Genomic DNA, 23684 nt, shown 5'->3' on the forward strand with positions numbered 1-23684 from the left:
GGCGGTTCGTGCTGCCCTGGATTGCTTCACCCGCTTCGCGGGCTCGCAAAGACGAAGCGAAAGCAGGTGAGTTCTTGTCAACGCGGGTTGGCATCAGGCGGCGGTTTTGAGCTTTCGATCCTGGCCGTTGAGCGCGGATGCGATGGCGTGCGTGAATTGGTCGGTCGCCCGCTGCCAGGAATAGAGCCGGCCCAGCGCGGAAGCCGCGCCGGGTTCCACTTTTAGCGCGGCCGCTATCGCGCGCTCCAGGCTGGTGTCGATGGCGCCGGCGGGCTGGAGCTGTCGATCCTCCACGCCGTGGCCGTCGCGGCCCAGGATGTCGATCGGGCCGGTCACCGGGTGCGCCGCGACCGGCGTGCCGCAGGCCAGCGCTTCGATGATGACGAGCCCGAAGGTGTCGGTCAGGCTGGGGAAGACGAAGCAGTCGGCGGCGCGGTAGGCGCTGGCAAGCTCCTCGCCCGCCAGGGCGCCCAGGAACAGGATATGCGGATAGCGGCGCCTGAGGCTTTCCAGCGCGGGACCATCGCCCACCACCACCTTGCTGCCCGGCACCCGGGCCGACAGGAACGCTTCAAGGTTTTTCTCGGGCGCGACGCGGCCGACGTTGAGCAGCACCGGGCCGGGCAAGGCGGCCATCACCGGGTGGCGCGGGCCTTCCGGGCGGAACAGCGCGTGGTCGATGCCGCGGCTCCAGGAACGGGTGTGGTCGATGCCGCGCCCCGAGAGTTCCTCCGCCAGGCTGCGGGTGGAGACCAGCACGGCGCTGCTGGGCGCATGGAAGCGCTGCAGGATCGGCCAGAAATACTCGGCGCTCAGCCCGGTGCGCACGGCGGCATATTCGGGAAAGCGGGTGTGGAAGGCCGAAGTGAACGGCACCCCGCGCGAAAGGCACCAGCCGCGCGCGGCCCAGCCGATCGGGCCTTCCGTGGCGATATGGACGATTTCCGGCGCGGCCCTGTCGAGCATCCGGCGCACGCCGAAACGCGGCGCCATGGCGAGCCGGATCGAGGCATAGCCCGGCATCGGCACGGTCAGGAAACGGTCGGGCGTGATTTTCTCGACGCAGTAGCCGCGCGTCTCGAGTTCATCGAGGGTGGCGGAAAGCGAGCGGACGACGCCGTTTACCTGGGGCAGCCAGGCATCGGTCGCCAGGGCCAGCTTCACGCGCCGGCCCCGGCGGGAACCCCTGCCTGGGCGACCTCGCTTGCCTGGCCGCCGGTCTCGGCGATCCAGTCGATCACCGCGATCTGCCCGTTGAGGTCTTCGGCCAGGGCGGTGCAGCTTTCGACCCAATCGCCATCGTTATAATACGTGATGCCGCCGAACTGGCGGATTTCGGCGCAGTGGATATGCCCGCACACGACCCCGTCGAAGCCGCGTCCGATCGCCTCGTTGGCAACCGCTTCCTCATAGCTGCATACGTACTGGACCGCGTTCTTGACCTTTTTCTTCATATAGGCCGAGAGCGACCAGTAAGGCATCTTCAGGCGGCGGCGCACGGAATTGAAGGCGATATTGGCGCGCAGCAGCATGCCATAGGCCTTGTCCCCCAGGAACGCGAGCCACCGCGCATAGAGCACCACGCCGTCGAAGGCGTCCCCATGCGTGACCAGCAGGCGGCGGCCGTCCAGCGTTTCGTGCACGGCTTCCAGGGCAAGCTCGACGCCGCCGAACGTCAGGCCGGCATAGTCGCGCAGGATCTCGTCGTGGTTGCCGGCGATGAACACCACGCGGGTCCCCCGGTGCGCCATCTTCAGGATGCGGCGGACCACCTCGTTGTGGGCATCGGGCCAGTACCAGCCCTTGCGCAGCCGCCAGCCGTCGACGATGTCGCCCACCAGGTAGAGCGTCCTGCATTCGACCGAGCGCAGGAAATCGACCAGGAGGGCGGCGTTGCAACCGCGCGTGCCCAGGTGCACGTCGGAAATCCAGATCGTGCGGTACTTGCGCTTGGGGCGGAAGCCCTTGGGATCGGGAAGCTCCAGCCAGGCCGGGATACGGCCTTCGGTGCGGGTGTGCTGCTCGAAATATGTGTCCAATTCGGTCCGCATCGCTCAGTCGCCCCCGTTTCCGGCGCCCCCGTTCTCAACGTCCAAGCCTATGGCATCGCGGCGTTGCGTGGAGGTGACGGTTGCGGGTCAGTTCCGTGACAATTCACAAGGCTGTCCGGCACGGTCTTCCCTGTTTCACGCAGTCGTCACCGATATGTCACCCGCTCGTCATAATCGAGGGGCAGACAGCCGCCGTACCAACCAGGCAGGGGGCGATGCGGCGGATCGACATTTTGCTGGCGAGCGAGCTGTCCGGAGGGCTGTCGGCCTTTCGGCATGACGAATTCGACGTCATCCTCCATCGCTGGACCGACTTCACCGAACTCCCGCTGATCGAAGGCGCGCTCTGGATCTTCATCGACTGGGTGCTGCCCGAGATGTCGGGGCTCGAATTGTGCCGGCGGCTGCGCGCCGATCCGCTTACCGCCCATGCCCACGTCACCATGGTGCTCGAAGAGGACAACCTGGAGGATCGCAAGCGCGCGCTGCGCATGGGCGCGGACGATTACATGGCCGGCCCGCTGACCCGCACCGCGCTGCTGGACCGCGTGCTCGGCTCCAGCCTGGGCGAGCAGGACAACGGCGGCATTCGGGTGGTGATGCAGGGTGATCTGATGGTCGACGTGGCGGCTTTTCAGGCGCGGTGGCAGGGCAAGCCGATCCCGCTGATGCCCAACGAGCTGCGCCTGCTGCGCTATTTCATCGAGCACCCTGGCCGCGTGTTCAGCCGCACCCAACTGATCGCAGCGCTCGGCAAGCAGGAACCGCCAGTGGACGAGCGCACCGTGGACGTATGGATCGGCCGCCTGCGCCGCGCCCTCAAGAGCGCGGGCGCGGGCAATCCGCTGCGAACGGTGCGCTCGCTGGGGTATGTCTTCGATATCATGTGAGCGAATGCCGCGATCGAAGCGGCATCGCGAAGTCCGGAGAATGCCGGCTCAACCATTCGCGCCCGGGGTTTGGAGCAATACCAAGTTTCCTGGAGCGAGACCTTTCATCGTTGCGAGGCGGCGAAGCAATCCATGGCAGCACCGGAACGCCCTGGATTGCCGCACCGCCTTCGGCGGCTCGCAATGACGAAACGGGGGAAGAACCGAGGGGAACAGGAGTTCCGATCAACGGAATTGAGTATCGCACCAAACGGTGATGATTGGAGCCTACGAAGCCATCTCTCCTTCAGGAGAAGAAGGTTGGGAGAGGGGATGGCACGGCGCCGCCCCTCTCTTCTCGATTTCGCGTCTTGTATTGGATTTCGGGTTCTTCGCGCCAGCCTTCGCGAGGCATGCTCAACGCATTTCCGGCGTTACGCGGCTTCCTTCTTGCGGCTGGCTTTCTTGCGCTCGTTCGGATCGAGGATCGCCTTGCGCAGGCGGATCGACTGCGGGGTGACTTCGACCATCTCGTCGTCGTCGATATAGGCGATGGCCTGTTCCAGCGTCATGACCTTGGGCGGGGTCAGGCGGATGGCGTCGTCCTTGCCGGTCGAACGGAAGTTCGTGAGCTGCTTGGACTTCATCGGGTTGACTTCGAGGTCGTCGGGCTTGGCGTTCTCGCCGATAATCATGCCCTCGTAGAGCTTCTCCTGGGGCTTCACGAAGAGAATGCCGCGCTCTTCCAGCGAATTGAGGGCATAGCCCACCGCCTCGCCGGTGCCGTTGGAGATCAGCACGCCATTCTGGCGGCCTTCGATGACGCCCTTGTAGGCGTCATACTTCTCGAACAGGCGGTTCATGATGCCGGTGCCGCGCGTGTCCGAAAGGAACTCGCCGTGGTAGCCGATGAGCCCGCGCGAGGGTGCCGAGAACGTGATGCGGGTCTTGCCCAGGCCCGAGGGGCGCATGTCGGTGAGTTCGGCCTTGCGGCGCTGCATCTTCTCGACCACCGTGCCCGAATACTCGTCGTCGACGTCGATGACGACGGTTTCGTAAGGCTCGGTGCGCTGGCCGCTTTCATCGGTGCGGAACAGCACGCGCGGGCGGCTGATGCCGAGTTCGAAGCCCTCGCGGCGCATCGTCTCGATCACCACGCCGAGCTGAAGCTCGCCGCGGCCGGCCACTTCGAAGCTGTCCTTGTCTTCCGATTCGGTGACGCGGATGGCGACGTTGGTCTCCGCTTCGCGCATCAGGCGGTCGCGGATCATGCGGCTCGTCACTTTGTCGCCTTCGCGGCCGGCAAGCGGGCTGTCGTTGACCGAAAAGCGCATCGCCAGCGTTGGCGGGTCGATCGGCTGGGCCTTGATCGGCACGTTGACGGAGGGGTCGGCGATGGTGTTGGCCACGGTCGCCTTCTCGAGCCCGGCGAGCGCGATGATGTCACCGGCGCGGGCTTCCTCGATCGGCACGCGGTCAAGGCCGCGGAAGGTCAGGACCTTGGACGCGCGGCCGACCTCGATGACCTTGCCGTTGGCATCGATGGCGCGGATCGGGTCGTTGACCTTAAGCTTGCCGGACTGGACGCGGCCGGTGAGCACGCGGCCCATGAAGTTGTCGCGATCGAGCAAGGTGGCGAGGAAGCTGAACGGCGCGTCGACATCGAGGTCGGGCGCGGGCACGTGATCGATGATGAGCCGGAACAGGGGCTCCAGCGTGCCTTCGCGCGCGTCGATATCCTCGCTGGCATAGCCGTTGCGGCCGGAGGCGTAGAGCACAGGGAAGTCGAGCTGCTCGTCATGGGCTTCAAGCGCCACGAAGAGGTCGAACACCTCGTCGAGCACTTCGCTGGCGCGGCCGTCGGGACGGTCGATCTTGTTGACGACCACGATGGGGCGAAGGCCCAGGCCCAGCGCCTTGCCGGTGACGAACTTGGTCTGCGGCATCGCGCCTTCGGCCGAATCGACCAGCAGGATCACGCCATCGACCATCGAGAGGATGCGTTCCACCTCGGCGCCGAAGTCGGCGTGGCCGGGGGTATCGACAATGTTGATGCGATAGCCGTTCCATTCGATCGAGGTCGGCTTGGCAAGGATGGTGATCCCGCGCTCCTTTTCCAGATCGTTGGAATCCATCGCGCGTTCTTCCACGCGCTGGTTGTCCCGAAAAGTGCCGGACTGGCGGAAAAGCTGGTCGACAAGCGTGGTCTTGCCATGGTCGACGTGCGCAATGATTGCGATATTGCGCAGGGGAAGCGGGGCGGACATCGGTGGGCCTTGCATCAAAGAGGGGTGTGTCGCGGGCATGTTGCACCGCAATATCGCCGGGCCCTTAGCCGATCCGGGCTATTCCGGCAAGCATGCACCTCAAATTGACAGGACCATCGCCCTCTGTGGCGCAACTGTCACAGCGGTGCGGATTGTCCGCAGATATTCGCGCGGATCGATTGTCCGGGGTCAAGGAAGACTCTAAAAAACCGTCCACGAACATGGTGAGCCCGGTGGATGAACGACGCGGGCAGCCGGACTAAGGAAGGGTCGCGGGATTTTGAAGGAGGGTATGTCAGCAGCCCCGGGCGTGCGGCCGGTTCACGCATCGGCGGGGCGCATCGCCATGCGCCGGCTTCTCATGATCGGCGCCGCGCTTTTCTGGGCTCCGGGCGCGCTGGCCCAGGGCGCCGCGCCGGCTGCCGCACCGCCTGCGGGCGAGGAATCTTCCAGCACCATCATCGTCACGGCCACCAAGCGCGAGCAGACCTTGCAAGACGTGCCGGTCGCGGTCAGCGTCACGACCGGCGCGACGATCGAGCAAGCGCAGATACGTGATCTCAAGGATCTGCAGTCGGTGGTGCCTTCGCTGCGGGTCAACCAGCTGCAAAACCTGGCGAATACCAATTTCTACATCCGCGGGTTCGGCAACGGTGCCAACAACGCAGGCATAGAGCCCTCGGTGGGGCTGTTCATCGATGGCGTCTATCGCTCGCGCTCGGCCTCGATGATCGCGGATTTTCCCGATGTCGAGCGAATCGAGGTGTTGCGGGGGCCGCAGTCTACGCTGTTCGGCAAGAACGCCTCGGCCGGCGTCATCTCGATCGTGACGCGCAAGCCGCAGTTCGAATTCGGCGGCAATGTCGAGGCGAGCTATGGCAATTACGATGCCATCGTCGTGAAGGGCATGGTCACCGGCCCGATCAGCGAGACCCTGGCGGCCAGCATCGCCGGCGGCTTCAACACGCGCGGCGGCATCGTCAGGGACCTCGCCACCGGCGAGCGCACCAACGATCGCGACCGCTGGTTCGCGCGCGGGCAGCTGCTGTTCGATAATCACGAAGGCCTCGAGGTCCGCTTGATCGGCGACTATGGCAAGATCGACGAGAACTGCTGCGCGGCGGTGAATTTGCGCCAGGCGCTGCCGACGGCGGCGATCTTCGCGCTGGGCGGGGCGGTCACGCAGCCGGGCCAGAAGTACGACAACATCACCTACAACAATTTCGAATCGTCGAACGAGATCAAGAACTGGGGCTTCTCCGCCCAGGTCGACCATGACCTGGGCGCCGCCAAGCTGACCTCGATCACCGCCTACCGCCGTACCGATGCGCTGGCCAACCAGGATTCCGATTTCTCCAGCGCCGACCTGCTGGGGCGCAACTGGCAGGACCTGCGGATCAAGACCTTCACCCAGGAACTGCGCGCCAGCTTCGACATCGGCGAGAAGCTCCACGGCCTCGTCGGCGGCTACTACTTCGACGAGAAGATCGACCAGGACAACCAGGTCTACTGGGGCGAGGACGCGCGCGGCTATGCCGACCTGCTGGTGCAGAGCCTGACCGGCGGCGGCTACAACATCGGCCACAAGAACGCGCGGGACCTGGAACTCATCCTCGGCTCGCTGGAGGGCAATCCGGCCAAGTACCTGGACAAATTCTTCGTCCCCGGCACCGGGCTTACCGAAAACTACACCCTCGGGAACAAGGCTTACTCGTTCTTCGGCCAGCTCGATTTCGAGGTCGCCACCGGCCTCACCCTGACCGGCGGGATCAACTATACCCACGACAGCAAGCGTTTCGCCACCGCCACCACTTCGAACGACACTTTCGCCGGTGTCGATCTGGTGGCGAATGGGCGGACGGCGATCCTCGTGCAGGGCTTGCAAGGCTTCGGCGTCAATCCGTCCGATCCGGCGGCCGTCGCCGCTTTCGCGACCAATCCGGCGACCGCGCCATACTACCAGGCGGTGGTGGCCTATGCCGATGCCAACAAGGCCAACCCGGCGGTGAACACGCTGCTGGGCCTGAAGGCGCTGCAGTATTTCCCGCCGTTCATGAACGTGCCCAACGCGGTCGAACCCGGCAAGGTGAGCGACGGCGATTTCAGCTATACCGCGCGCCTGGCCTGGGACGTGACGCCCACGGTCAACGTCTACGCCGCCTGGGCGACCGGCTACAAGGCCGCCTCGATCAACCTTTCGCGCGACAGCCGGCCAACCCCGGCCGACCTTGCGGCTTTGCGCGCGCGGGGCCTGGCGGTGACCAACCTGGCCTCGGGCAGCCGCTATGCCGATCCGGAGGATTCGACGGTCTACGAGCTCGGTTTCAAGGGCAACTGGGGGATCGTTTCGGCGAATGTCGCGGTGTTCAAGCAGGTCATCAAGAACTTCCAGTCGAACATCTTCACCGGTTCGGGCTTCTTCCTTGCCAACGCGGGCAAGCAATCGGCTTTCGGCGTCGAGTTTGAGGGTTCGGCCAGGCCGGTCGATCCGCTGACGTTGACGCTGTCGATGACCTATCTCGACGCCAAGTACGACAAGTTCGTGCTTTCGGCCTTCGGGGACCTGTCCGGTACCCGCCCGGCCGGCGCCAGCCCGCTTTCGGTGACGTTCGGCGCCGAACTGGTGCAACCGGTGAGCGGCCATGGCGACCGGATCATCCTGCGGGGCGACTATCACTACGAAGCGCCCTTCCAGCTGGTGGAGGGATTGCCCGGCCTGGTGGTGCGCGATTCTTCGGGCAATGTCACCAGCGTGGCGGCCGCGCTCGCGGCCGCGCGGGAATTCAAGCAGGACATCAACGACGTGAATGCCTCGCTCACTTACGCGATGGCGAACGGCGTCGAGCTTTCGGTCTGGGGCCGCAACCTGCTGGATGACCGCACGATCCTCCAGATTTTCGACAGCCCGGCACAGCCCGGGTCGATCACGGGCTATCCGAACCAACCGCGCACTTATGGTGCGGCGGCGCGCTACCGATTCTAAGACCGGAGCGCGAAGGCGGGCCAGGCGGGAGGGAGGAGACGCCGGGCACGCAGACTGACGCAGGGGTGCGCGGCCGGGGGGCCGTGCATCCCTTTTTCTTGTTCCCCGGACATCCGAGTCGCTTGTTGGCGCAGCCGATCATTGCTTCGCCGGCGCCGTCCATGGCATGGCGGGGCATGACACGGGCCGATCTCGCCATGGGACACCGGATGCGGTGGGGTGTGGCCGGTCTTGTCCTGCTTATCCACATCGTGATGATCGCCGGCCTGATTCGCGCCTTTACCCCCCAGTTCGCCGCGACGGTGGTCCACACCATCACGCAGGCATTCACGGTGCCCATGCCGTCGCGATCTCCTCCGGTCGATCCTGCGTCGCCGCGCGTTGAGCCTCAGCCGCGGGAGGGTGCCGCCAGTGCGCCGGGCAAGAAGGCGCGTCCGCGCGCGGTCGAGGCGCCCCGGGTGACGCTTGCCGTGAAACCGACCCCGGCGCCGCCGATTCCCGGCCAGGGCGATGCCAGCGCTTCGGGCGCGCGCGCCGAAGGGGAGGGCGCCGGGGCATCGGGAACAGGCATCGGCATGGGTTCGGGAGCGAGCGGAGCGGGGCAGGGCGGCGGCTCGGGCAGTCCCACGGTCAAGATCGCGGGCGATATCAATTCGGCGAAAGACTATCCGCGCGCCAGCCGCGACCTGAGGATCGGCGCGGCGGTCACCGTCGAACTGGCCATCGGCGCCGATGGGCGGGTCAGGGCGTGCCGCGTGGTCCAGCCCAGTCCCGATGCCCAGGCCGACCGCATCACCTGCGAACTGGCGACAAGGCGCTTCCGCTTCCGCCCCGCGGCCGACGGCGCAGGCAACCCGATCGAAGCGATCTACCGCTGGCGGCAACGCTGGTTCTATTAGGATGCGTCGAGATCCGGCCCATGCCAGGTTGCAAACGGCAGCTTTCCGCGCTTCTGGCGCTCACGCACAGTGAACTACGCTTGCATGCTTCGTCATTGCGAGCCGCCGAAGGGAATGCAGGAAACCCGGGATCAGAATTCCGACCAGTCGGCGGGCTCGGCGAGCTTGAGGGCCGTGTTGCCATGCGTCGCCGGGCGGGGGGACGATGAGCGTACGGTGCTCCGGCGCGTGGCCGCCGCCGGCATCATGCGGCGTGCCCCGCTGATGCTGAAGTTTCCGACGATCTTCGACAGTTCGCGCGCCTCGTCCGTCAACGAACGTGCTGCGGCGGTCGATTCCTCGACCATCGCCGCATTCTGCTGCGTCACGCGATCGAGATCCGCCACCGCCGAGTTGACGTGATTGAGATTGACCGCCTGGTTCTGCGCGCTCGAGGCAATGCCGGAAATCAGCGTGTTGATCTCGCCCACGCGGGTAACGATCTTGGATAGCAGGCTGCCGGTATCGCCAACCAGCCTGACGCCCGCTTCGACTTGCTCGCTCGAGGCGTTGATGAGGGCGGAGATGTCCTTGGCGGCGTCGGCCGAACGCTGGGCCAGCGCGCGCACTTCGTTGGCGACCACCGCGAAGCCCTTGCCCGCGTCGCCAGCGCGCGCGGCCTCGACGCCGGCGTTGAGGGCCAGCAGGTTGGTTTGGAAGGCGATCCCGTCGATCACGCCGATGATCTGTTTGATTTCCTGGGCGGACTGCTCGATCGCGGCCATGGCCTTCTCCGCCTGCTCGACCACGGTGCCGCCCTCGGCGGCTTCCCGATGGGCGTTGGCGATCGACTGCTGGGCGTTGACGGCGGCTTCGGCGGCCTCGTTGACGCCCCGCGTCACTTGATTCATCGCCGCCGAAGTCTGCTCAAGGCTGGCCGCCTGCTGCTCGTTGCGCTGCGCGAGGTCGTCCGAGGCGGTGTGGATTTCCGATGCACCGTCCAGCACCGAATTCGCGGTTTCATGGACCGAGGAAATTGCCGCGGCAAGCGAATCGATCGCCAGGTTGAAATCTTCGCGCAGTCCGTCATACCCATCGGGGAAAGGCGTGCGGATCTGGCAGTCCAGCTTGTTCTTCGCAAGGTCCTGCAACGCGCTGCTGAGCGCGACGACCACGGCTTCCTGCACTTCCCGGTTCCGCTGTACGCTGACGGCATTGTCGCGAAAGGTTGCCATCGCCTTGGTCATGCGGCCCACGCAGTCGCTGTAGTCGGTGTAGCGGATCTGGCTCACCGTGTCTCCGGCGGCGAGGCCTTCCATGCGGGCAACGGTGTTCACGTAAGGCGTGCAGATGCGGTTTCCGGTCAGCAGGACGGTGGTGATCGTCGCGATCAGCACCGCGGCGGCGGCGGCGATCGCTACGGTGCCAGGGAGGCCGCCGGTGACGGCAAGCACCGTGGCGGCAAGGCCGATGCCGGCCAGGACGCCGTGCACCAACAGCAAGATTTCGAATTTCTTGCGGATGGGCGCGTTCATTTCAAACCACTTCAGCATTGCCTACTCCTGTCGAAAGCCGTTTCCCGCCCCCCGGGAATGGCGATCGTTCGTGATCCGGAGCGGATTCGCTGTATCGACGAACCGGCCCGTCGTTCGACTGATAGTATATAAAGGATGGCATCCGATCGCTAAGGAGATACGGCGATATACATAGAACGCCTTCAAGTTGATCGTTCGCGATCGACAGTCCGACTAGCGCGATCTCCAAGAATATCGAAGAAGAGGCTTGCCGTTCCATGTACAGCGCGGGAGGGGGGTGGAAAATCCCGGCACCGTCCCTGGTCGCCGGCGCGTGAACGGGAGCAAACGGCCACGGACGCCAAACGACAAGACGCGACGGGTTTCCCCGCCGCGCCTTGCCCTCTCCCCCCATTCCCTCGGCCCCTTGGTGCGACCCGAAAGACCCCGTAGAGCTCCTTGTATCAGGCCAGGCGTCAGGCCAGCTTGCGCTGCAGCCTGACAAGCGCGCGGTCGATCTCGGCCTTTGCGGCTGCGTCGATCTCGCCCTTGACCACCCGATAGACGATCCGCCCGTTTTCCACCGAATAGGCCACCGTCGCCATGCCGTCATTGAAGCTGGCAAGGTAGAGCGCTGGCTTGCGTTGGATCAGGGCGATATCGTCCGCTCGGGGAACCAGGGTGTCCCGCATGTAGTAGGCACCGGTCATCGCACCGGGTTCGACCCTGCTGTCGCTGGCCCAACCCGTACCAGACACTGCCATTGCGAACAGGATCAGGCCCGTTTGCAACGCTGTCAGGATCTGCTTCATGACATCATCCTCTTCCCCGGCGGTGCCGTTCATGCGGCCCGCCTTTCTCTTCGTCGCTTGTAACATTGCCCTTGCCGTATCGAAAGCAAACATTACTCAATAAGCTTAGGAATCGGCCATTTTTGCGTTGCAATATGATTTGCGTACCGGGTGGTATTTCTTTCCACTTTACTTTTGCCAAGCGCTCGCCCCTGCGTCGAGCGCCGGCGAGCCCGGTCGGAAGCTCTGGCGTGAGGGCCTGGATCCTGCCATGGCGCTTCGCGCAGACAGCGGAGGAGACGGCCATGGCAGGCACCGAAGGCGACGAGGACTACGTCTACGACGAGGAGAGCGGCGAGTGGATGCCTGCATCCGAACTCGCGGCGAAGCGCGCGGCTTCCGGCGAGGCGGCGGGCGAGGAGCTGGTCGTGCGCGATGCGGTGGGGAACGTCCTGGCCGATGGCGACCAGGTAACGCTGATAAAGGACCTGGAGGTCAAGGGCGCCGGCCAGACGCTGAAGCAGGGCACGGTGATAAAATCGATCCGGTTGACCGGGGATGCGCAGGAAATCGACTGCAAGTACCCCGGCATCAAGGGCCTGGTCCTGCGCGCCGAGTTCGTAAGGAAGCGTTGATCGCGCCTCCGCGCATGCGGAGGTGGGGCGTGGTTATTCCCCGCCGGTGTGAGGCTGGCGGTCGGTCCAGCCGCAGCCCTTCCGCAAATCCCCGCCCACTTGCAGCGTTACCATGTAAGGATAGCGGCGGTCGGACATGCCATCGTTGCACTGCCCGGGCGTGATCGCCAGCGTCATCGCGCCCGCCGCCAGTTGCCCGCTGAACGACAGCCCGCCGCGCCCGGCGAACCGGCTGACCTTGATGGTTTCGCCGTCAAGGTTGTCCGGCGTGGAATAGGTCAGCCTGGAGCCGGAAACCTGGCCGCTCCAGAATGGCTCGGTGCCGGTGAAGCGCACGGTCTCGCTTTCGGAGATGTCGTGCCAGGGCTGGTGGTCCTCCCTATTTCCCGGCACCTTGTCTCCTCCCGAATGACAGGCGGCGAGCAGGAGCGACACCGCCACCAGCGCACGGCGCGAGGAGGGAAGGGGACGAAAGGCCATGTGCCCGGCGTTACCGCCAAGCCCATCCCCGGACAAGCGTTTCACCGTTCTCGCCACGGCGACGTCAGGCCCCGGGCCGCGTTTTAACGGGGCTGGCGGGATGAAATCGGCATTGGCCGCGATAAATCCGTCCGTCCGCGCGCCAACTTTATTACGCGTTATTAAGCATATGCAGCGAATCATGCAAATTTTGCAACATGACATTCGTTCAATGAAATTGCGCTGCGAAGCAACATTACGTCATGCTGCATCGCAACAACACAAGAGATGCCCGGGGCAATCTTCCTGCATCCAACTAGGGATATTGCCATGTTCAAGTCCATTTTCGGCACCGTCGCCGCCACGCTCGCCATCCTGCCCGCCGTGGCTCACGCCGGCGAAGCCCACGAATTCTCTCATGAAGGCGTGAACTACGCCTACACCGCCGAACAGAAGGACGGCGTCACGGTGATCAAGGGCCGCACCTCGGCCGGGGAACCGTTTCGCCTCGCCGTCAAGGGCAACCGCGTGACGGGTACGTTCGACGATCATTACGTCAGCTTCACCAAGGCCGACGTGGCCCGCCTCACGGCACGGTCGGCCGATTGATCCGCCGCGCGTTCGCGGCCGGGCCATCCTCTCTCTCCCAAGGTCCGGCCGGCGTTTCGCGGCACACGACGGGCGTTATCCCCGCGGGGATGACGCCCGTTTCGCATTCCCCGGCGGCGGCCGGTCGCGCCCACTGCGTTCGCGGCTCTGGATAACGCGGGCCGCGCACCTTGCGCTGTCCCCCGTGGATTTGGCAGACAGCCGCCCGTGAGCGCATCCATCGTCATCGGCCAGACCCCGCGCGGGGAACCGATAAAGATCGACATCAAGGAACTTCTGGCGACCCGCCTGCTGGTGCAGGGCAATTCCGGGTCCGGCAAGTCGCACCTGCTGCGCCGCCTGCTTGAGGAATCGGCCCCGATCGTCCAGCAGGTGGTGATCGATCCGGAAGGGGACTTCGTCAGCCTTGCCGAGGAATTCGGCCATGTCGTCATCGATGGTTCGGCTTATGGCGAGGCGGAGATCGCCCGCCTGGCCGCGCGTATCCGCCAGCATCGCGCCTCGGTCGTGCTTGCGCTCGACGAGTTGGAGATCGACCAGCAGATGAAGTGCGCCGCGCAGTTCCTCAACGCGCTGTTCGATGCCCCGCGCGAGCAGTGGTATCCGGCGCTGGTGGTGGTGGACGAGGCGCAGATGTTCGCGCCTGCCGCCGCCGGCGAAGTTACCGAGGAAGCGCGCCGGGTGAGCCTGGCGGCGATGACCAACCTCATGTGCCGGGGCCGCAAGCGCGGGCTGGCCGGGGTGATCGCCACGCAGCGGCTCGCCAAGCTGGCCAAGAACGTCGCGGCGGAAGCCAGCAACTTCCTGATGGGCCGCACTTTCCTGGATATCGACATGGTGCGCGCGGCCGATCTGCTCGGCATGGAACGCCGCCAGGCCGAGCAGATCCGCGATCTCTCGCGCGGCCAGTTCCTGGGCCTGGGCCCCGCGATCAGCCGCCGGCCGGTGGCGGTGGACATCGGATCGGTGCGCAGCGGCGCGAAATCGGTGACGCCCGGCCTCGCGCCGCTGCCCACGGCGAGTACCGAGGACATGCGTGAACTGCTCCACGCCGGCCTTCACATCGAGCCGGAACGGCCCGAGTTTCCGCGTCCGGCTCCGCGTGTCGAGGATGCCGAGACGCTCGCCCGGCGCATCGCCGCCAACGAGATGCTCGAACCCACCGGCGCGCAGGCGCGTGAGCGCGAACGCCTGCGCGCAGAGCCCGAGCCGGAAGAGAACCGCGCCGCCGTGATCGCGATCCTCAACGCCATGGCGAGCGAGCCGGACTGCACTTTCCAGTCCTCGACCACGCTGTTCCAGGATTTCTCCATCCGCTGCCGGATGAAGGGCCTTTCGGTGCGCGAGCTTGACGCGACCATGTTCCGGCGCGGCTTCGCCGCCGCGCTGGCGGGCATAGAAGATCCCGAGGACGAGCGCTGGAAGGATCTGTTCAACCTCGCCCGCCACGTCCCGGACGACGCGCTGGCGCCGTTCTTCGTGATCGCCCGGGCGGCGATGGATGGGGAGCCGTGCCCCGACGACACGGAACTCGCGCGAATCTATGGAACCAGCTCTCCCCGCCGGGTGCAGCGCCTGCTCGACTATCTGGAGAAGGACGGCCTGCTGGTGGTCCGCACCGACTTTTCCGGTAAACGCTCGGTCAGCCTGCCGGACATGGGCGTGACAACCGCGCCGGTCGAGGCGTAAGTTCGCTCACTCATGGCCGAGATCATCAATCTGCGCCTGGCCCGCAAGGCCAGGGACCGTGCCGCCGAGAAGGCGCGAGCCGATGCCGGCCGCGCGAAGCACGGGCGCACCAAGGCGGAGCGCATGCTTGCCGAGGCGGAAATCGAACGCCGGAACCGCACCGTGGACGGCGCCCGGCGCGAGCGCCCCGATCCGGAGGGGAATTGATGCGCACCACCCACCTCGATGCGACGGTGCGGCTCTACCACCTGGACAACGGCGCCGAGGGCGGCGCGGCGCACACGCTGTTCTACGGCCCGCTTGCCGAGGCCATGCGGATCGCGGCGCGGCAGAGCGAGGATGTGCAGGACGGCCTGTTCATCGCCACCGACAACGACGTGGTCGCCTATCTCGACCTGCTGGAGGGTTGAACCTGGCGTGATCGGATTGCATCTTATCGATGCAATCGCACAATTCGCCGACCATTGATCGGCACAGCCGATCAGCTCAATCGAATCATCGCGCTACAAATCGTCATGCGACCGGCCTATCTCCCCTCTCGTCAGTTCAACACCCAATGAGGGAGACACTAACCATGGGTATCATCGGCAGCACCATCAAGCCGTTCAAGAACACCGCATTCCAGGCCGGCAAGGATTTCTTCGACGTCACCGAGGCGGACATTGCCGGCAAGTGGGCCGTGTTCTTCTTCTACCCCGCCGACTTCACCTTCGTCTGCCCGACCGAGCTCGAGGACCTCGCCGACCAGTACGAAACCCTCCAGGGCATGGGCGTGGAAGTGTTCGGCGTCTCGACCGACACGCACTTCAGCCACAAGGCCTGGCATGACACTTCCGAGAAGATCGGCAAGTGCAGCTATGCCTTCCTTGGTGACCAGAACCATGACCTGACCAATTCGTTCGGCGTGCTGCGCGATGGCGTCGGCCTGGCCGACCGCGCGACTTTCGTGGTCGATCCCGACGGTGTCATCCAGATCATGGAAATCACCTGCGAAGGCGTTGGCCGCAACGCCGTCGAGCTGGTCCGCAAGATCAAGGCCGCCCAGTACGTTCGCGCCCATCCCGGCCAGGTCTGCCCGGCCAAGTGGGAAGAAGGCTCCGAGACCCTCGCGCCCTCGCTCGACCTCGTCGGCAAGCTCTGACGTAGCATAACCCCTCCCCGCTACGGGGAGGGGGACCGCCGAAGGCGGTGGAGGGGACTCTCGACCGGGCACAGGTTGCGCGGGGAGTCCCCTCCGTCAGCCCTTACGGGCTGCCACCTCCCCGTACCGGGCCCGTGCCGGCGAGGATACCAAGAAGGAACCTGCAAATGCTCGACGCCAACCTGAAGCAACAGCTCACCCAGTACCTCGGCATGCTGCGCGAGCCTATTGAGCTCGTCGCCTCGCTTGGCGACGATTCGAAATCGGCCGAGACGCGTGAACTGCTCACCACCATCGCCGGCCTTTCCGACAAGGTCAGTGCCCGCTTCGACGGTGACGATGCGCGAAGGCCCAGCTTCCTGATCCGCCGTGCCGCCGATGCGAACGTGAAAGTGCGCTTCGCCGGCGTTCCGCTCGGCCACGAATTTGCCTCGCTGGTCCTGGCCCTGCTGTGGGCAGGCGGTCATCCGCCCAAGGTTTCCGACGAGGTTCTCGACCAGATCCGGGGCCTTGAAGGCGATCATGATTTCGAGATGTACTTTTCGCTCTCCTGCCACAATTGCCCCGACGTGGTGCAGGCGTTGACGCTGATGGCGCTTTACAACCCGCGCGTGACGGCGACCCTGATCGAGGGCGGTGCCTTCAAGGACGAGGTGGAGGCGCGCGGCGTGATGGCCGTGCCCGCCGTCTTCCTGGGCGGCGAGATGTGGGGTTCGGGCAAGATGAGCGTCGAGGAGATCCTCGCCAAGCTGGACAAGGGCGCCGATGCGCGCGCCGCCGCCAAGCTGGCCGGGAAGAAGCCTTTCGAAGTGCTGGTGGTCGGCGGCGGTCCCGCGGGGGCCTCGGCCGCGATCTATACCGCGCGCAAGGGTTTTTCGACCGGCCTGGTCGCCGAACGCTTCGGCGGCCAGGTGCAGGACACCATGGGTATCGAGAACTTCATCTCGGTCCCCTACACCGAAGGCCCCAAGCTCGCCGCCGCGCTCGAACAGCATGTGGGTGAGTACGATATCGACGTGATGAACATGCAGCGCGCCGAAAGGCTGATCCCGGCAAGCGAGCCGGGCGGCTATCACGAACTGGTGTTCGCCAACGGCGCCTCGCTCAAGGCCCGCAGCCTCGTCCTCACCACCGGCGCGCGCTGGCGCAACCTGGGCGTGCCGGGCGAAGCCGAGTACCGCACGAAGGGCGTGGCCTATTGCCCGCACTGCGACGGCCCGCTGTTCAAGGGCAAGCGCGTGGCTGTGATCGGCGGCGGCAACTCGGGCGTAGAGGCGGCGATCGACCTGGCGAACATCGTCGGCCACGTCACCCTGATCGAGTTCGACAACAAGCTGCGCGCCGACCAGGTGCTGCAGGACAAGCTGCGCTCGATGGGCAATGTCGACATCCACGTCTCCGCCCAGACCACCGAGGTCACCGGCGATGGCGAGAAGGTGAACGGCCTGACCTACAAGAACCGCGAGAGCGGCGAGGAGCATCATGTCGAGCTGGAAGGGGTGTTCGTCCAGATCGGCCTCGTGCCCAACACCGAATGGCTCAAGGATTCCGGCATCGAACTCACGCGCTTCGGCGAGATCGTGATCGACGCCAAGGCCGCCACCAACCTGCCCGGCGTGTTCGCTGCGGGCGATGCCACCACGGTGCCGTACAAGCAGATCATCATCGCCATGGGCGAAGGCTCCAAGGCGGCCCTGTCCGCCTTCGACTACCTGATCCGCAACGAGGCCCCGGCGGAAATCGCACAGGCCGCGCAGGCGGCCTGAACCGGTGCCGGCGGGGGGCCACCCCCGCTGCCCCGGTATATATAAGTCTAGCTCAGTTCTTCGCGGCCGCCAGCACCATCTCGGCTCCCTTTTCGGCGATCATCATGGTGGGCGCGTTGGTGTTGCCCGAGGTGATCGCCGGCATGACCGAGGCGTCGATCACGCGCAGCGCGTCGATGCCGTTCACCCGAAGCTGGTGATCGACCACCGAGCCCATCGCCGCCGTGCCGACCGGGTGAAAGATGGTGGTGCCGATTTCCCCGGCGGCGCGCCGGAGTTCCTCCTCGGTGCGGAACGCGAGGCCGGGGCGCACTTCCTCCGGGTGAAAGCGGGCGAGGGCGGGCTGGGCGACGATGCCCCGGGTGATACGGATCGCCTGCGCGGCGACACGGCGATCCTCCTCAGCGGCAAGGAAGTTGGGCCGGATGCTCGGCGCGGCGGCCGGATCGGCGCTGGTGACATGGGTCGAACCCCGGCTCTCGGGCCGCAGGTTGCACACGCTGGCGGTGAAGGCCGGGAACGGATCGAGCGCGCCGCCGAAGGCCTCGAGGCTCAGCGGCTGGACGTGATATTCGAGGTTGGCGGCGGCGTAGCGATCGTCGCTGCGGGTGAACATGCCGAGCTGGCTGGGCGCCATCGCCATCGGCCCGGTGCGCTTCAGGGCGTACTCAAGGCCGATCAGGGCCTTCCCCAGCAGGTTCCCGGCGCGCTGGTTGAGCGTGGCGACACCCGAGACCCGCCAGGCGCAGCGCAGTTGCAGGTGGTCCTGCAAGTTGCCGCCGACTTGCGGCGCGTCCAGCACCGGCGTGATGCCCAGCCCTTGGAGGCGGGCCGCATCGCCGATGCCCGAGCGTTCGAGGATCGCGGGCGAACCGATCGCGCCTGCCGCCAGCAGCACTTCGCCCCGCGCCAGGGCCACACGGTGTTCGCCGCCCAGCGCATATTTCACGCCGGTCGCCCGTCCATCCTCGATGATTACCCCGTCGACCAGCGCGCCGGTCACCACCTTCAGGTTGGCGCGGGTCCGCACCGGCTTCAGGAAGGCGTCGACCGCGCTCCAGCGCCAGCCCTTGCGCTGGGTGACCTGGAAGAAGCTGACGCCTTCGTTGTCGCCGGTGTTGAAATCCTGGGTGGCGGGGATCCCGGCCTCCACGCAGGCCTGGTGGAAACTCTCCAGGATATCCCAGCGCAGCCGCTGCTTCTCGATCCGGATTTCGCCGCCATCGCCATGGAACGCGTTCGAGCCCTGGTAATGGTCCTCGGCCCGCATGAAGTAGGGCAGCACTTCGTCCCAGCCCCAGCCCGGATTGCCGGCCTGCCGCCAGCCGTCGTAATCGGCGGCCTGCCCGCGGATGTAGATCATCCCGTTGATGGACGAGCAGCCGCCCAGCACGCGCCCGCGCGGGTACTTGAGCGCGCGGCCGTTGAGGCCCGCCTCGGCCTCGGTCGACATGCACCAGTCGGTGCGCGGGTTGCCGATGCAGTAGAGATAGCCCACCGGGACGCGGATCCAGATGTAGTCGTCCTTGCCGCCGGCCTCGAGCAGCAGGACCCGGTTCCTTGGATCGGCGCTCAGCCGGTTGGCAAGCACGCAGCCGGCGCTGCCGCCGCCGATGATGATGAAGTCGAACTGTTCCATGGGCATCGGCTAGGCCGGCATGCAACCGCAATCAAGTGTGGGCCAAATGCGGGCCAGTGTGCGGGCAAAGGCTTGCGGCGGCGCGCATGCCGTTCCAAGGTCGGGGCGAATGATGGGCGAAGAGGAGAGAGGCGTGACCGTACCCGCGATCGGCAAAGTCGGCATCTGGTCGCTGGAACTGCGCTTCGGAGACGCGGGCCGGGCAGAGGCGGCGGCCAGTGAACTGGATGATCTGGGCTATGGCGCCTTGTGGATTCCCGGCGGTGTCGACAATCGCACCCCTGCCGACGTCGAGCGGCTGCTCGCTGTCACCCGGCGCGCCGCGATCGCCACGGGGATCCTCAATATCTGGAAGCACGATCCGGCGGAACTCGCGGCCTGGTTCGCCGGCCTGCCCGAGGCGTCCAAGGCGCGCACCCTGCTGGGGCTTGGCGTCAGCCACGGTCCGCTGATCGGCGAGCAATGGGGCCAGCCGCTGGCGGTGACGCGCGCGTTTCTCGACGGCCTGGACGCAGCGGGAATGCCGCGTGACCATTTTTGCCTCGCGGCGCTCGGGCCCAAGATGCTCGCGCTTGCGGGCGAACGCACTGTCGGCGCGCATCCCTACCTCGTCACGCCCGAGCACACCGCGCGGGCGCGGGCGATTCTCGGCCCCGGCAAGCTGCTTGCCCCCGAGCAAGGGGTGATTCTCGACGAGAATCCGTCACGCGCGCGCGAACTTGCCGTGAACGCGCTGGAGTTATACCGCAAGCTGCCCAATTATCGGAACAACTGGCGCCGCCTGGGCTTCACCGAAGACGAGATCGACACTTGCGACGATCGGTTGATCGACGCGCTTCTCGCGGTCGGCAGCGGGGAGAAAGCGGCTTCGCGGGTGCGGGCGCATCTGGAGGCCGGGGCCGATCATGTCTGCCTGCAAGTCATCGGCGCCCCGCGCGGCGCCGGGTTCGACATCCTGCTGCCGCTATGGCGACGCCTTGCCGAAGCGCTGCTGTAAACAAGGAAAAGTAGGCGATCACCGCTGCGGTCGATCGCAAAGCCGCGGATTTTCCTTGTCGAGATTTCTTACATTTGTTGCCGCAAGGGCGTCAATTTTTCGCGGTATCCTGGCGTTTAAGGATTTCGCAATCCTTTGTATCTAACGCTTGGAAGCGCAGGGGATGGCGGCACTGTCGCCAGATTTGACAGGAGCCGCCGGCACCCGGGGCAGGCTGATCGTCGGGGGGCGATGGGTCTTTTCAAGGGTGGGATCGCGACCTCGGGGCGCGCGTTCAGCAAACCGCCTTCGTCGGCGGCTCATTCAAATTCCTCGCGCCGGCGCGGACCATGCAGCCAGCCGCTCGGGGCGCTCAGCCACCCAGGGCATGTTCCTCGGCGGTGACCGGATCCCCTTGCGCTGGGCGATCCACCAGGGCGCGGCCGATCCAGATCGCGGACATGGCCAGGATCGCAAGCACCAGGCTCGCCATCAGGACATACCGGACGATATTGGGCGTGCTGCCCCCGCGCGCCTCGTCTGCGTCGAGATGAATTTCTTCACCGATACGTTGCATTGCGGCTCTCCCGTTGGCCTGGCCGCGTGGCTTTGAGTTCACGCATGATTCCAGGCCTGTCATTGAACGCGCCGGAAGCCGGAAAAGTTCCACCGGAAGGCGCGTGGCTGCGCCGCTCAGTTCGCCGCGCCTCGCGCGGGTCGGAGGAGGCGCAGTGTGCGTTCGTCCCGGCGCCCCTGGCAGAAGGCGTCCAGCGCATGGCTGAAGCGATCCCGTTCGATTCGATCGAGCGCGGCGAGTTCGAACAGCGTCATCGCGCTGCGAAACTTCAGCGCGTCGATTTCTCCGAGAATGGCGACGGCGCTGCGCTTGCCGGCCCAGTCGAGCATGCGATCGGTGCATTCGGCCAGCCGGGGGCCGAGCACGGGGTGGGCGAGGTAATCCTGCGCCTCGCCAAGGCCGCTGATGGCGAAGTATCGCGCGGTCGGGCTATGGCCCAGTCCGGCCAGTTGCGGGAACACGAACCACATCCAATGGCTGCGCTTCGTCCCGGCCCTGAGTTCGGCGAGCGCATCGGCATAAGTTTCGCGCTGCGCGTGAACGAATCGCTGAAGGCGGAATGTCGCGCCCTCGGGACTCGCCGTCACCGGCCGAGCGCCGGGCCGTTGCCTTCCCGTGCGGCCTGCCCGATATCATCGCGGCTGCTGACGGCGCTGGTGATCCAGATCGCCGAAAGCGCGACGATAGCCAGGGCCAGGCTGACCAGCAGAACGTAGCGCACGATCCTTGGCGTGTAGCCGGCGCGCGCCTCTTCCTTGTTCAGGTGGACTTCCTGTCCAGGGGTTTCCATGGCGTGTCTCCGAAAGGTTGGGGACCCGTGGGTCCGTTCCTGACGGAAACGCATCATCGCGCGCGGCGTTCCGCCGCTCGCCCCGCTTCAGTCGCGCAGAAGCTCGTTGATCCCGGTCTTCGAACGGGTCTGCGCATCGACGGTCTTGACGATCACCGCGCAGTAGAGCGAGGGGCCGGGCCTGCCGTCGGCCAGCGGCTTGCCGGGAAGCGCGCCGGGAACCACCACCGAGTAGGGCGGCACGCGGCCAATATGAACTTCGCCGGTGGCGCGGTCGACGATCTTGGTGGAGGCGCCGATGAAGACGCCCATCGACAGAACCGCGCCTTCGCCCACGATGACGCCCTCCGCCACTTCGGAACGCGCGCCGATGAAGCAGTTGTCCTCGATCACCACCGGGCCGGCCTGGAGCGGTTCCAGCACGCCGCCGATGCCGGCACCGCCCGAGATGTGGACGTTCCGGCCGATCTGCGCGCAGGAGCCGACGGTCGCCCAGGTATCGATCATGGTGCCTTCGCCGACATGGGCGCCCAGGTTCACGAAGCTGGGCATCAGCACCACGCCCTTGCCGATGTGCGCGCTGCGGCGCACCACGGCGCCCGGCACCACGCGAAAACCGGCGGCCTTGAAGCGGGCCTCGTCCCAGCCATCGAACTTGAGCGGCACTTTGTCGAACGCCGGGGCGCCGGCCGCGCCGGATTCCATTACCGCGTTGTCGGCGAGGCGGAAGCTGAGCAGGACCGCCTTCTTGAGCCACTGATTGACTTTCCACCCTCCCTGGCCGTCGGGCTCGGCGACGCGGGCCTGACCCGAATCGAGCAGATCGAGCGCCTCGTCGACGATCTTGCGCACATCGTCGCTGGCGGGCGTGACGGTGTCGCGCGCATCAAACGCGGCTTCGATCGCGGCTTCGAGTTCGGACATTGTTGGAGAGTCTCCGGATAGAGTTCGGTTTCGTGCCGCCGCGCCTATCGCGGGAAGCCGCGAAGGACAAGTGGCGAGCCCCGGGACGCGATAGCTTGATTGTCATGTTCGTAGTCAAGAGTTTTGGGCGAGCTTGTCCGATCCGCATGAGCGGCGAGGGTGTTTAGCGCTGCACATGGTAGGAAGCGGCGGCTGAGGACGACGGTTGATCAGACTGTGATGCGCGGGTTGGTTACCGCAAGACCGCGTGTTCGTCTCGGGCCTGCCTCTGTCTCAAGTCGGGCGTCGGCATTGCCGGCCACAGAATCACATCGAGGATTGCCCTGCCGTGCCGCCGCTCCCATCCATGAGCAGCGCAGAGTTTGTTGTGGTAGCGTTGTCCTTTGCTGTTGAGTGTTGATCAGGCTGGTTGCGTAGAGCTTGTGGCGATGGCCCAGACGAAGGCGGCCAGTTCGCGAGCGATGGCGACGTTGACGACATTTGCGGGCTTGCCCGCGCGCGTCATGCGGCGGTGGCGGGCACAGAGTCGCAACTGGGCTTTCCAGGCGATATCCCGAACTGCCTGGGTCACCGCCTGGTTGCGTTTGAGGATTGCCTCTCCGAGCCGAGCTGGCAACCGATAGGTCCAGGCACTTTCCACCAGCATGCGGCGAGCGCGGGTGTTGCCGGCCTTGGTGATGTTGCCCCGCGCGGTCTTGGCGCCCGACGAATGTTCGCACGGCACCAGGCCGAGGTAGGCCATAAACTGGCGCGGATTGGCAAAGCGGTGGAAGTCACCGATCTCGGCCACGATTGTGATAGCCGCGATCGAGGCAATCCCGCGCAAGGCCTGGATTGCTGTCACGACTGGTGCCAATGACCATGAGGGCACCAGTTCCTCCATCTGGCGGGCAAGCCGGTCCCGTCGGGCTTCGGCCTCATCCACAACCTGAACCATTTCCTCGAAGGCAATCTGCCGGGCAGGATGATCAAAGCGTTGTGCTGCCAACCATTTGCGGTGCTTGCCGGTCCAGTGATTGCCAGCACTATACGTGCGGCCTTGGCGAAGCAGGAAGCCGAGCACCTGCTGGCGGGCCCGGCGCAGTCCCTGCATCGCCATCTGACGCGCACGGCACAGATCACGCAT

At 65.7% G+C, this 23684-nt stretch carries 23 protein-coding genes; 11 read left to right on the top strand and 12 right to left on the bottom strand.

The window, feature by feature from the left end; genetic code table 11:
• Window positions 1-93 precede the first annotated feature (93 nt).
• Together BM052_RS11470 and BM052_RS11475 are read right to left on the bottom strand one after the other, a co-directional pair.
• On the bottom strand, window positions 94-1164 hold the full coding sequence (locus tag BM052_RS11470; RefSeq protein ID WP_091146824.1) for a glycosyltransferase family 4 protein: 1071 nt from the start codon (window positions 1162-1164) through the stop codon (window positions 94-96).
• The gene (locus BM052_RS11475) at window positions 1161-2051 is read right to left on the bottom strand and encodes a UDP-2,3-diacylglucosamine diphosphatase (protein ID WP_091146826.1); all 891 of its coding nucleotides are present in this window, start codon (window positions 2049-2051) and stop codon (window positions 1161-1163) included. The genes BM052_RS11470 and BM052_RS11475 overlap by 4 nt, the downstream gene beginning before the upstream one ends.
• A gap of 215 nt (window positions 2052-2266) precedes the next feature.
• On the opposite strand from BM052_RS11475, the gene BM052_RS11480 reads away from it, so the two are divergent.
• Entirely contained in the window at window positions 2267-2941 is a 675-nt protein-coding gene (locus BM052_RS11480; RefSeq protein WP_091146829.1) for a response regulator transcription factor, read from the top strand.
• A gap of 413 nt (window positions 2942-3354) precedes the next feature.
• Here the strand turns inward: BM052_RS11480 and typA are convergent, their stop codons facing one another.
• Window positions 3355-5187: a translational GTPase TypA gene (gene typA / locus BM052_RS11485; protein WP_091146832.1), complete on the bottom strand. Its 1833-nt coding sequence runs from the start codon at window positions 5185-5187 to the stop codon at window positions 3355-3357.
• A gap of 292 nt (window positions 5188-5479) precedes the next feature.
• On the opposite strand from typA, the gene BM052_RS11490 reads away from it, so the two are divergent.
• Together BM052_RS11490 and BM052_RS11495 are read left to right on the top strand one after the other, a co-directional pair.
• Complete coding sequence (locus BM052_RS11490) at window positions 5480-8170, top strand: TonB-dependent receptor (RefSeq protein WP_369821525.1); 2691 nt, start codon at window positions 5480-5482, stop codon at window positions 8168-8170.
• Between the two features lie 176 nt (window positions 8171-8346).
• Window positions 8347-9069 (top strand): TonB family protein, encoded by a 723-nt coding sequence (locus tag BM052_RS11495; RefSeq protein ID WP_091146909.1) that lies wholly within the window; start codon window positions 8347-8349, stop codon window positions 9067-9069.
• 131 nt (window positions 9070-9200) lie between these two features.
• Here the strand turns inward: BM052_RS11495 and BM052_RS11500 are convergent, their stop codons facing one another.
• Window positions 9201-10601 carry a methyl-accepting chemotaxis protein gene (locus BM052_RS11500; RefSeq protein WP_091146834.1) on the bottom strand — a complete coding sequence of 467 codons (1401 nt, stop codon included), beginning with the start codon at window positions 10599-10601 and terminating at the stop codon, window positions 9201-9203.
• A 437-nt stretch (window positions 10602-11038) separates the two neighbouring features.
• The gene (locus tag BM052_RS11505) at window positions 11039-11407 is read right to left on the bottom strand and encodes a hypothetical protein (protein WP_255406091.1); all 369 of its coding nucleotides are present in this window, start codon (window positions 11405-11407) and stop codon (window positions 11039-11041) included.
• 251 nt (window positions 11408-11658) lie between these two features.
• Between BM052_RS11505 and BM052_RS11510 the strand changes: the two genes are divergently transcribed.
• Entirely contained in the window at window positions 11659-11988 is a 330-nt protein-coding gene (locus tag BM052_RS11510; RefSeq protein WP_091146837.1) for an alkylphosphonate utilization protein, read from the top strand.
• A gap of 33 nt (window positions 11989-12021) precedes the next feature.
• Here BM052_RS11510 and BM052_RS11515 read toward each other — a convergent pair whose 3' ends face one another.
• Window positions 12022-12513, bottom strand: a complete 492-nt coding sequence (locus BM052_RS11515) for a COG3650 family protein (RefSeq protein WP_255406092.1) — start codon at window positions 12511-12513, stop codon at window positions 12022-12024.
• A 264-nt stretch (window positions 12514-12777) separates the two neighbouring features.
• Here BM052_RS11515 and BM052_RS11520 point away from each other — a divergent pair, with 264 nt between their 5' ends.
• From BM052_RS11520 to ahpF, 6 genes are all read left to right on the top strand, one after another.
• The gene (locus BM052_RS11520) at window positions 12778-13056 is read left to right on the top strand and encodes a hypothetical protein (RefSeq protein ID WP_091146841.1); all 279 of its coding nucleotides are present in this window, start codon (window positions 12778-12780) and stop codon (window positions 13054-13056) included.
• Between the two features lie 207 nt (window positions 13057-13263).
• Window positions 13264-14745: a helicase HerA domain-containing protein gene (locus BM052_RS11525; protein WP_091146844.1), complete on the top strand. Its 1482-nt coding sequence runs from the start codon at window positions 13264-13266 to the stop codon at window positions 14743-14745.
• A gap of 12 nt (window positions 14746-14757) precedes the next feature.
• Window positions 14758-14952 (top strand): DUF4169 family protein, encoded by a 195-nt coding sequence (locus BM052_RS11530; protein WP_091146847.1) that lies wholly within the window; start codon window positions 14758-14760, stop codon window positions 14950-14952.
• The gene (locus BM052_RS11535) at window positions 14952-15155 is read left to right on the top strand and encodes a hypothetical protein (RefSeq protein WP_091146848.1); all 204 of its coding nucleotides are present in this window, start codon (window positions 14952-14954) and stop codon (window positions 15153-15155) included. The genes BM052_RS11530 and BM052_RS11535 overlap by 1 nt, the downstream gene beginning before the upstream one ends.
• Before the next feature lie 164 nt (window positions 15156-15319).
• Window positions 15320-15886 (top strand): alkyl hydroperoxide reductase subunit C, encoded by a 567-nt coding sequence (gene ahpC, locus BM052_RS11540; RefSeq protein WP_091146851.1) that lies wholly within the window; start codon window positions 15320-15322, stop codon window positions 15884-15886.
• A 167-nt stretch (window positions 15887-16053) separates the two neighbouring features.
• A complete protein-coding gene (ahpF, locus tag BM052_RS11545) occupies window positions 16054-17652 on the top strand; it encodes an alkyl hydroperoxide reductase subunit F (RefSeq protein ID WP_091146854.1) in 1599 nt (532 codons plus the stop codon).
• A 52-nt stretch (window positions 17653-17704) separates the two neighbouring features.
• On the opposite strand, the gene BM052_RS11550 is transcribed toward ahpF, so the two are convergent.
• The gene (locus tag BM052_RS11550) at window positions 17705-19291 is read right to left on the bottom strand and encodes a GMC family oxidoreductase (protein WP_091146855.1); all 1587 of its coding nucleotides are present in this window, start codon (window positions 19289-19291) and stop codon (window positions 17705-17707) included.
• 133 nt (window positions 19292-19424) lie between these two features.
• On the opposite strand from BM052_RS11550, the gene BM052_RS11555 reads away from it, so the two are divergent.
• Window positions 19425-20288 carry a TIGR03620 family F420-dependent LLM class oxidoreductase gene (locus BM052_RS11555; RefSeq protein WP_218151545.1) on the top strand — a complete coding sequence of 288 codons (864 nt, stop codon included), beginning with the start codon at window positions 19425-19427 and terminating at the stop codon, window positions 20286-20288.
• Between the two features lie 352 nt (window positions 20289-20640).
• Here the strand turns inward: BM052_RS11555 and BM052_RS11560 are convergent, their stop codons facing one another.
• From BM052_RS11560 to BM052_RS11580, 5 genes are all read right to left on the bottom strand, one after another.
• A complete protein-coding gene (locus BM052_RS11560) occupies window positions 20641-20844 on the bottom strand; it encodes a hypothetical protein (RefSeq protein ID WP_091146858.1) in 204 nt (67 codons plus the stop codon).
• Window positions 20845-20960: 116 nt separating this feature from the next.
• Window positions 20961-21431: a DUF1810 domain-containing protein gene (locus BM052_RS11565; RefSeq protein WP_091146860.1), complete on the bottom strand. Its 471-nt coding sequence runs from the start codon at window positions 21429-21431 to the stop codon at window positions 20961-20963.
• Window positions 21428-21634, bottom strand: coding sequence for a hypothetical protein (locus BM052_RS11570; protein ID WP_091146862.1), 207 nt, complete (start codon window positions 21632-21634; stop codon window positions 21428-21430). Before BM052_RS11570 ends, BM052_RS11565 begins: the two co-directional genes overlap by 4 nt.
• 87 nt (window positions 21635-21721) lie before the next feature.
• On the bottom strand, window positions 21722-22558 hold the full coding sequence (gene dapD / locus BM052_RS11575) for a 2,3,4,5-tetrahydropyridine-2,6-dicarboxylate N-succinyltransferase (RefSeq protein ID WP_091146864.1): 837 nt from the start codon (window positions 22556-22558) through the stop codon (window positions 21722-21724).
• A gap of 400 nt (window positions 22559-22958) precedes the next feature.
• Window positions 22959-23684, bottom strand: a 726-nt coding sequence (locus BM052_RS11580) for an IS110 family RNA-guided transposase (protein WP_091146867.1), incomplete at its 5' end; no start/stop codon positions are given.

Origin of the sequence: Novosphingobium sp. CF614 (assembly GCF_900113255.1) — a bacterium.
In the GTDB taxonomy this organism is placed as follows: Bacteria; Pseudomonadota; Alphaproteobacteria; order Sphingomonadales; family Sphingomonadaceae; genus Novosphingobium.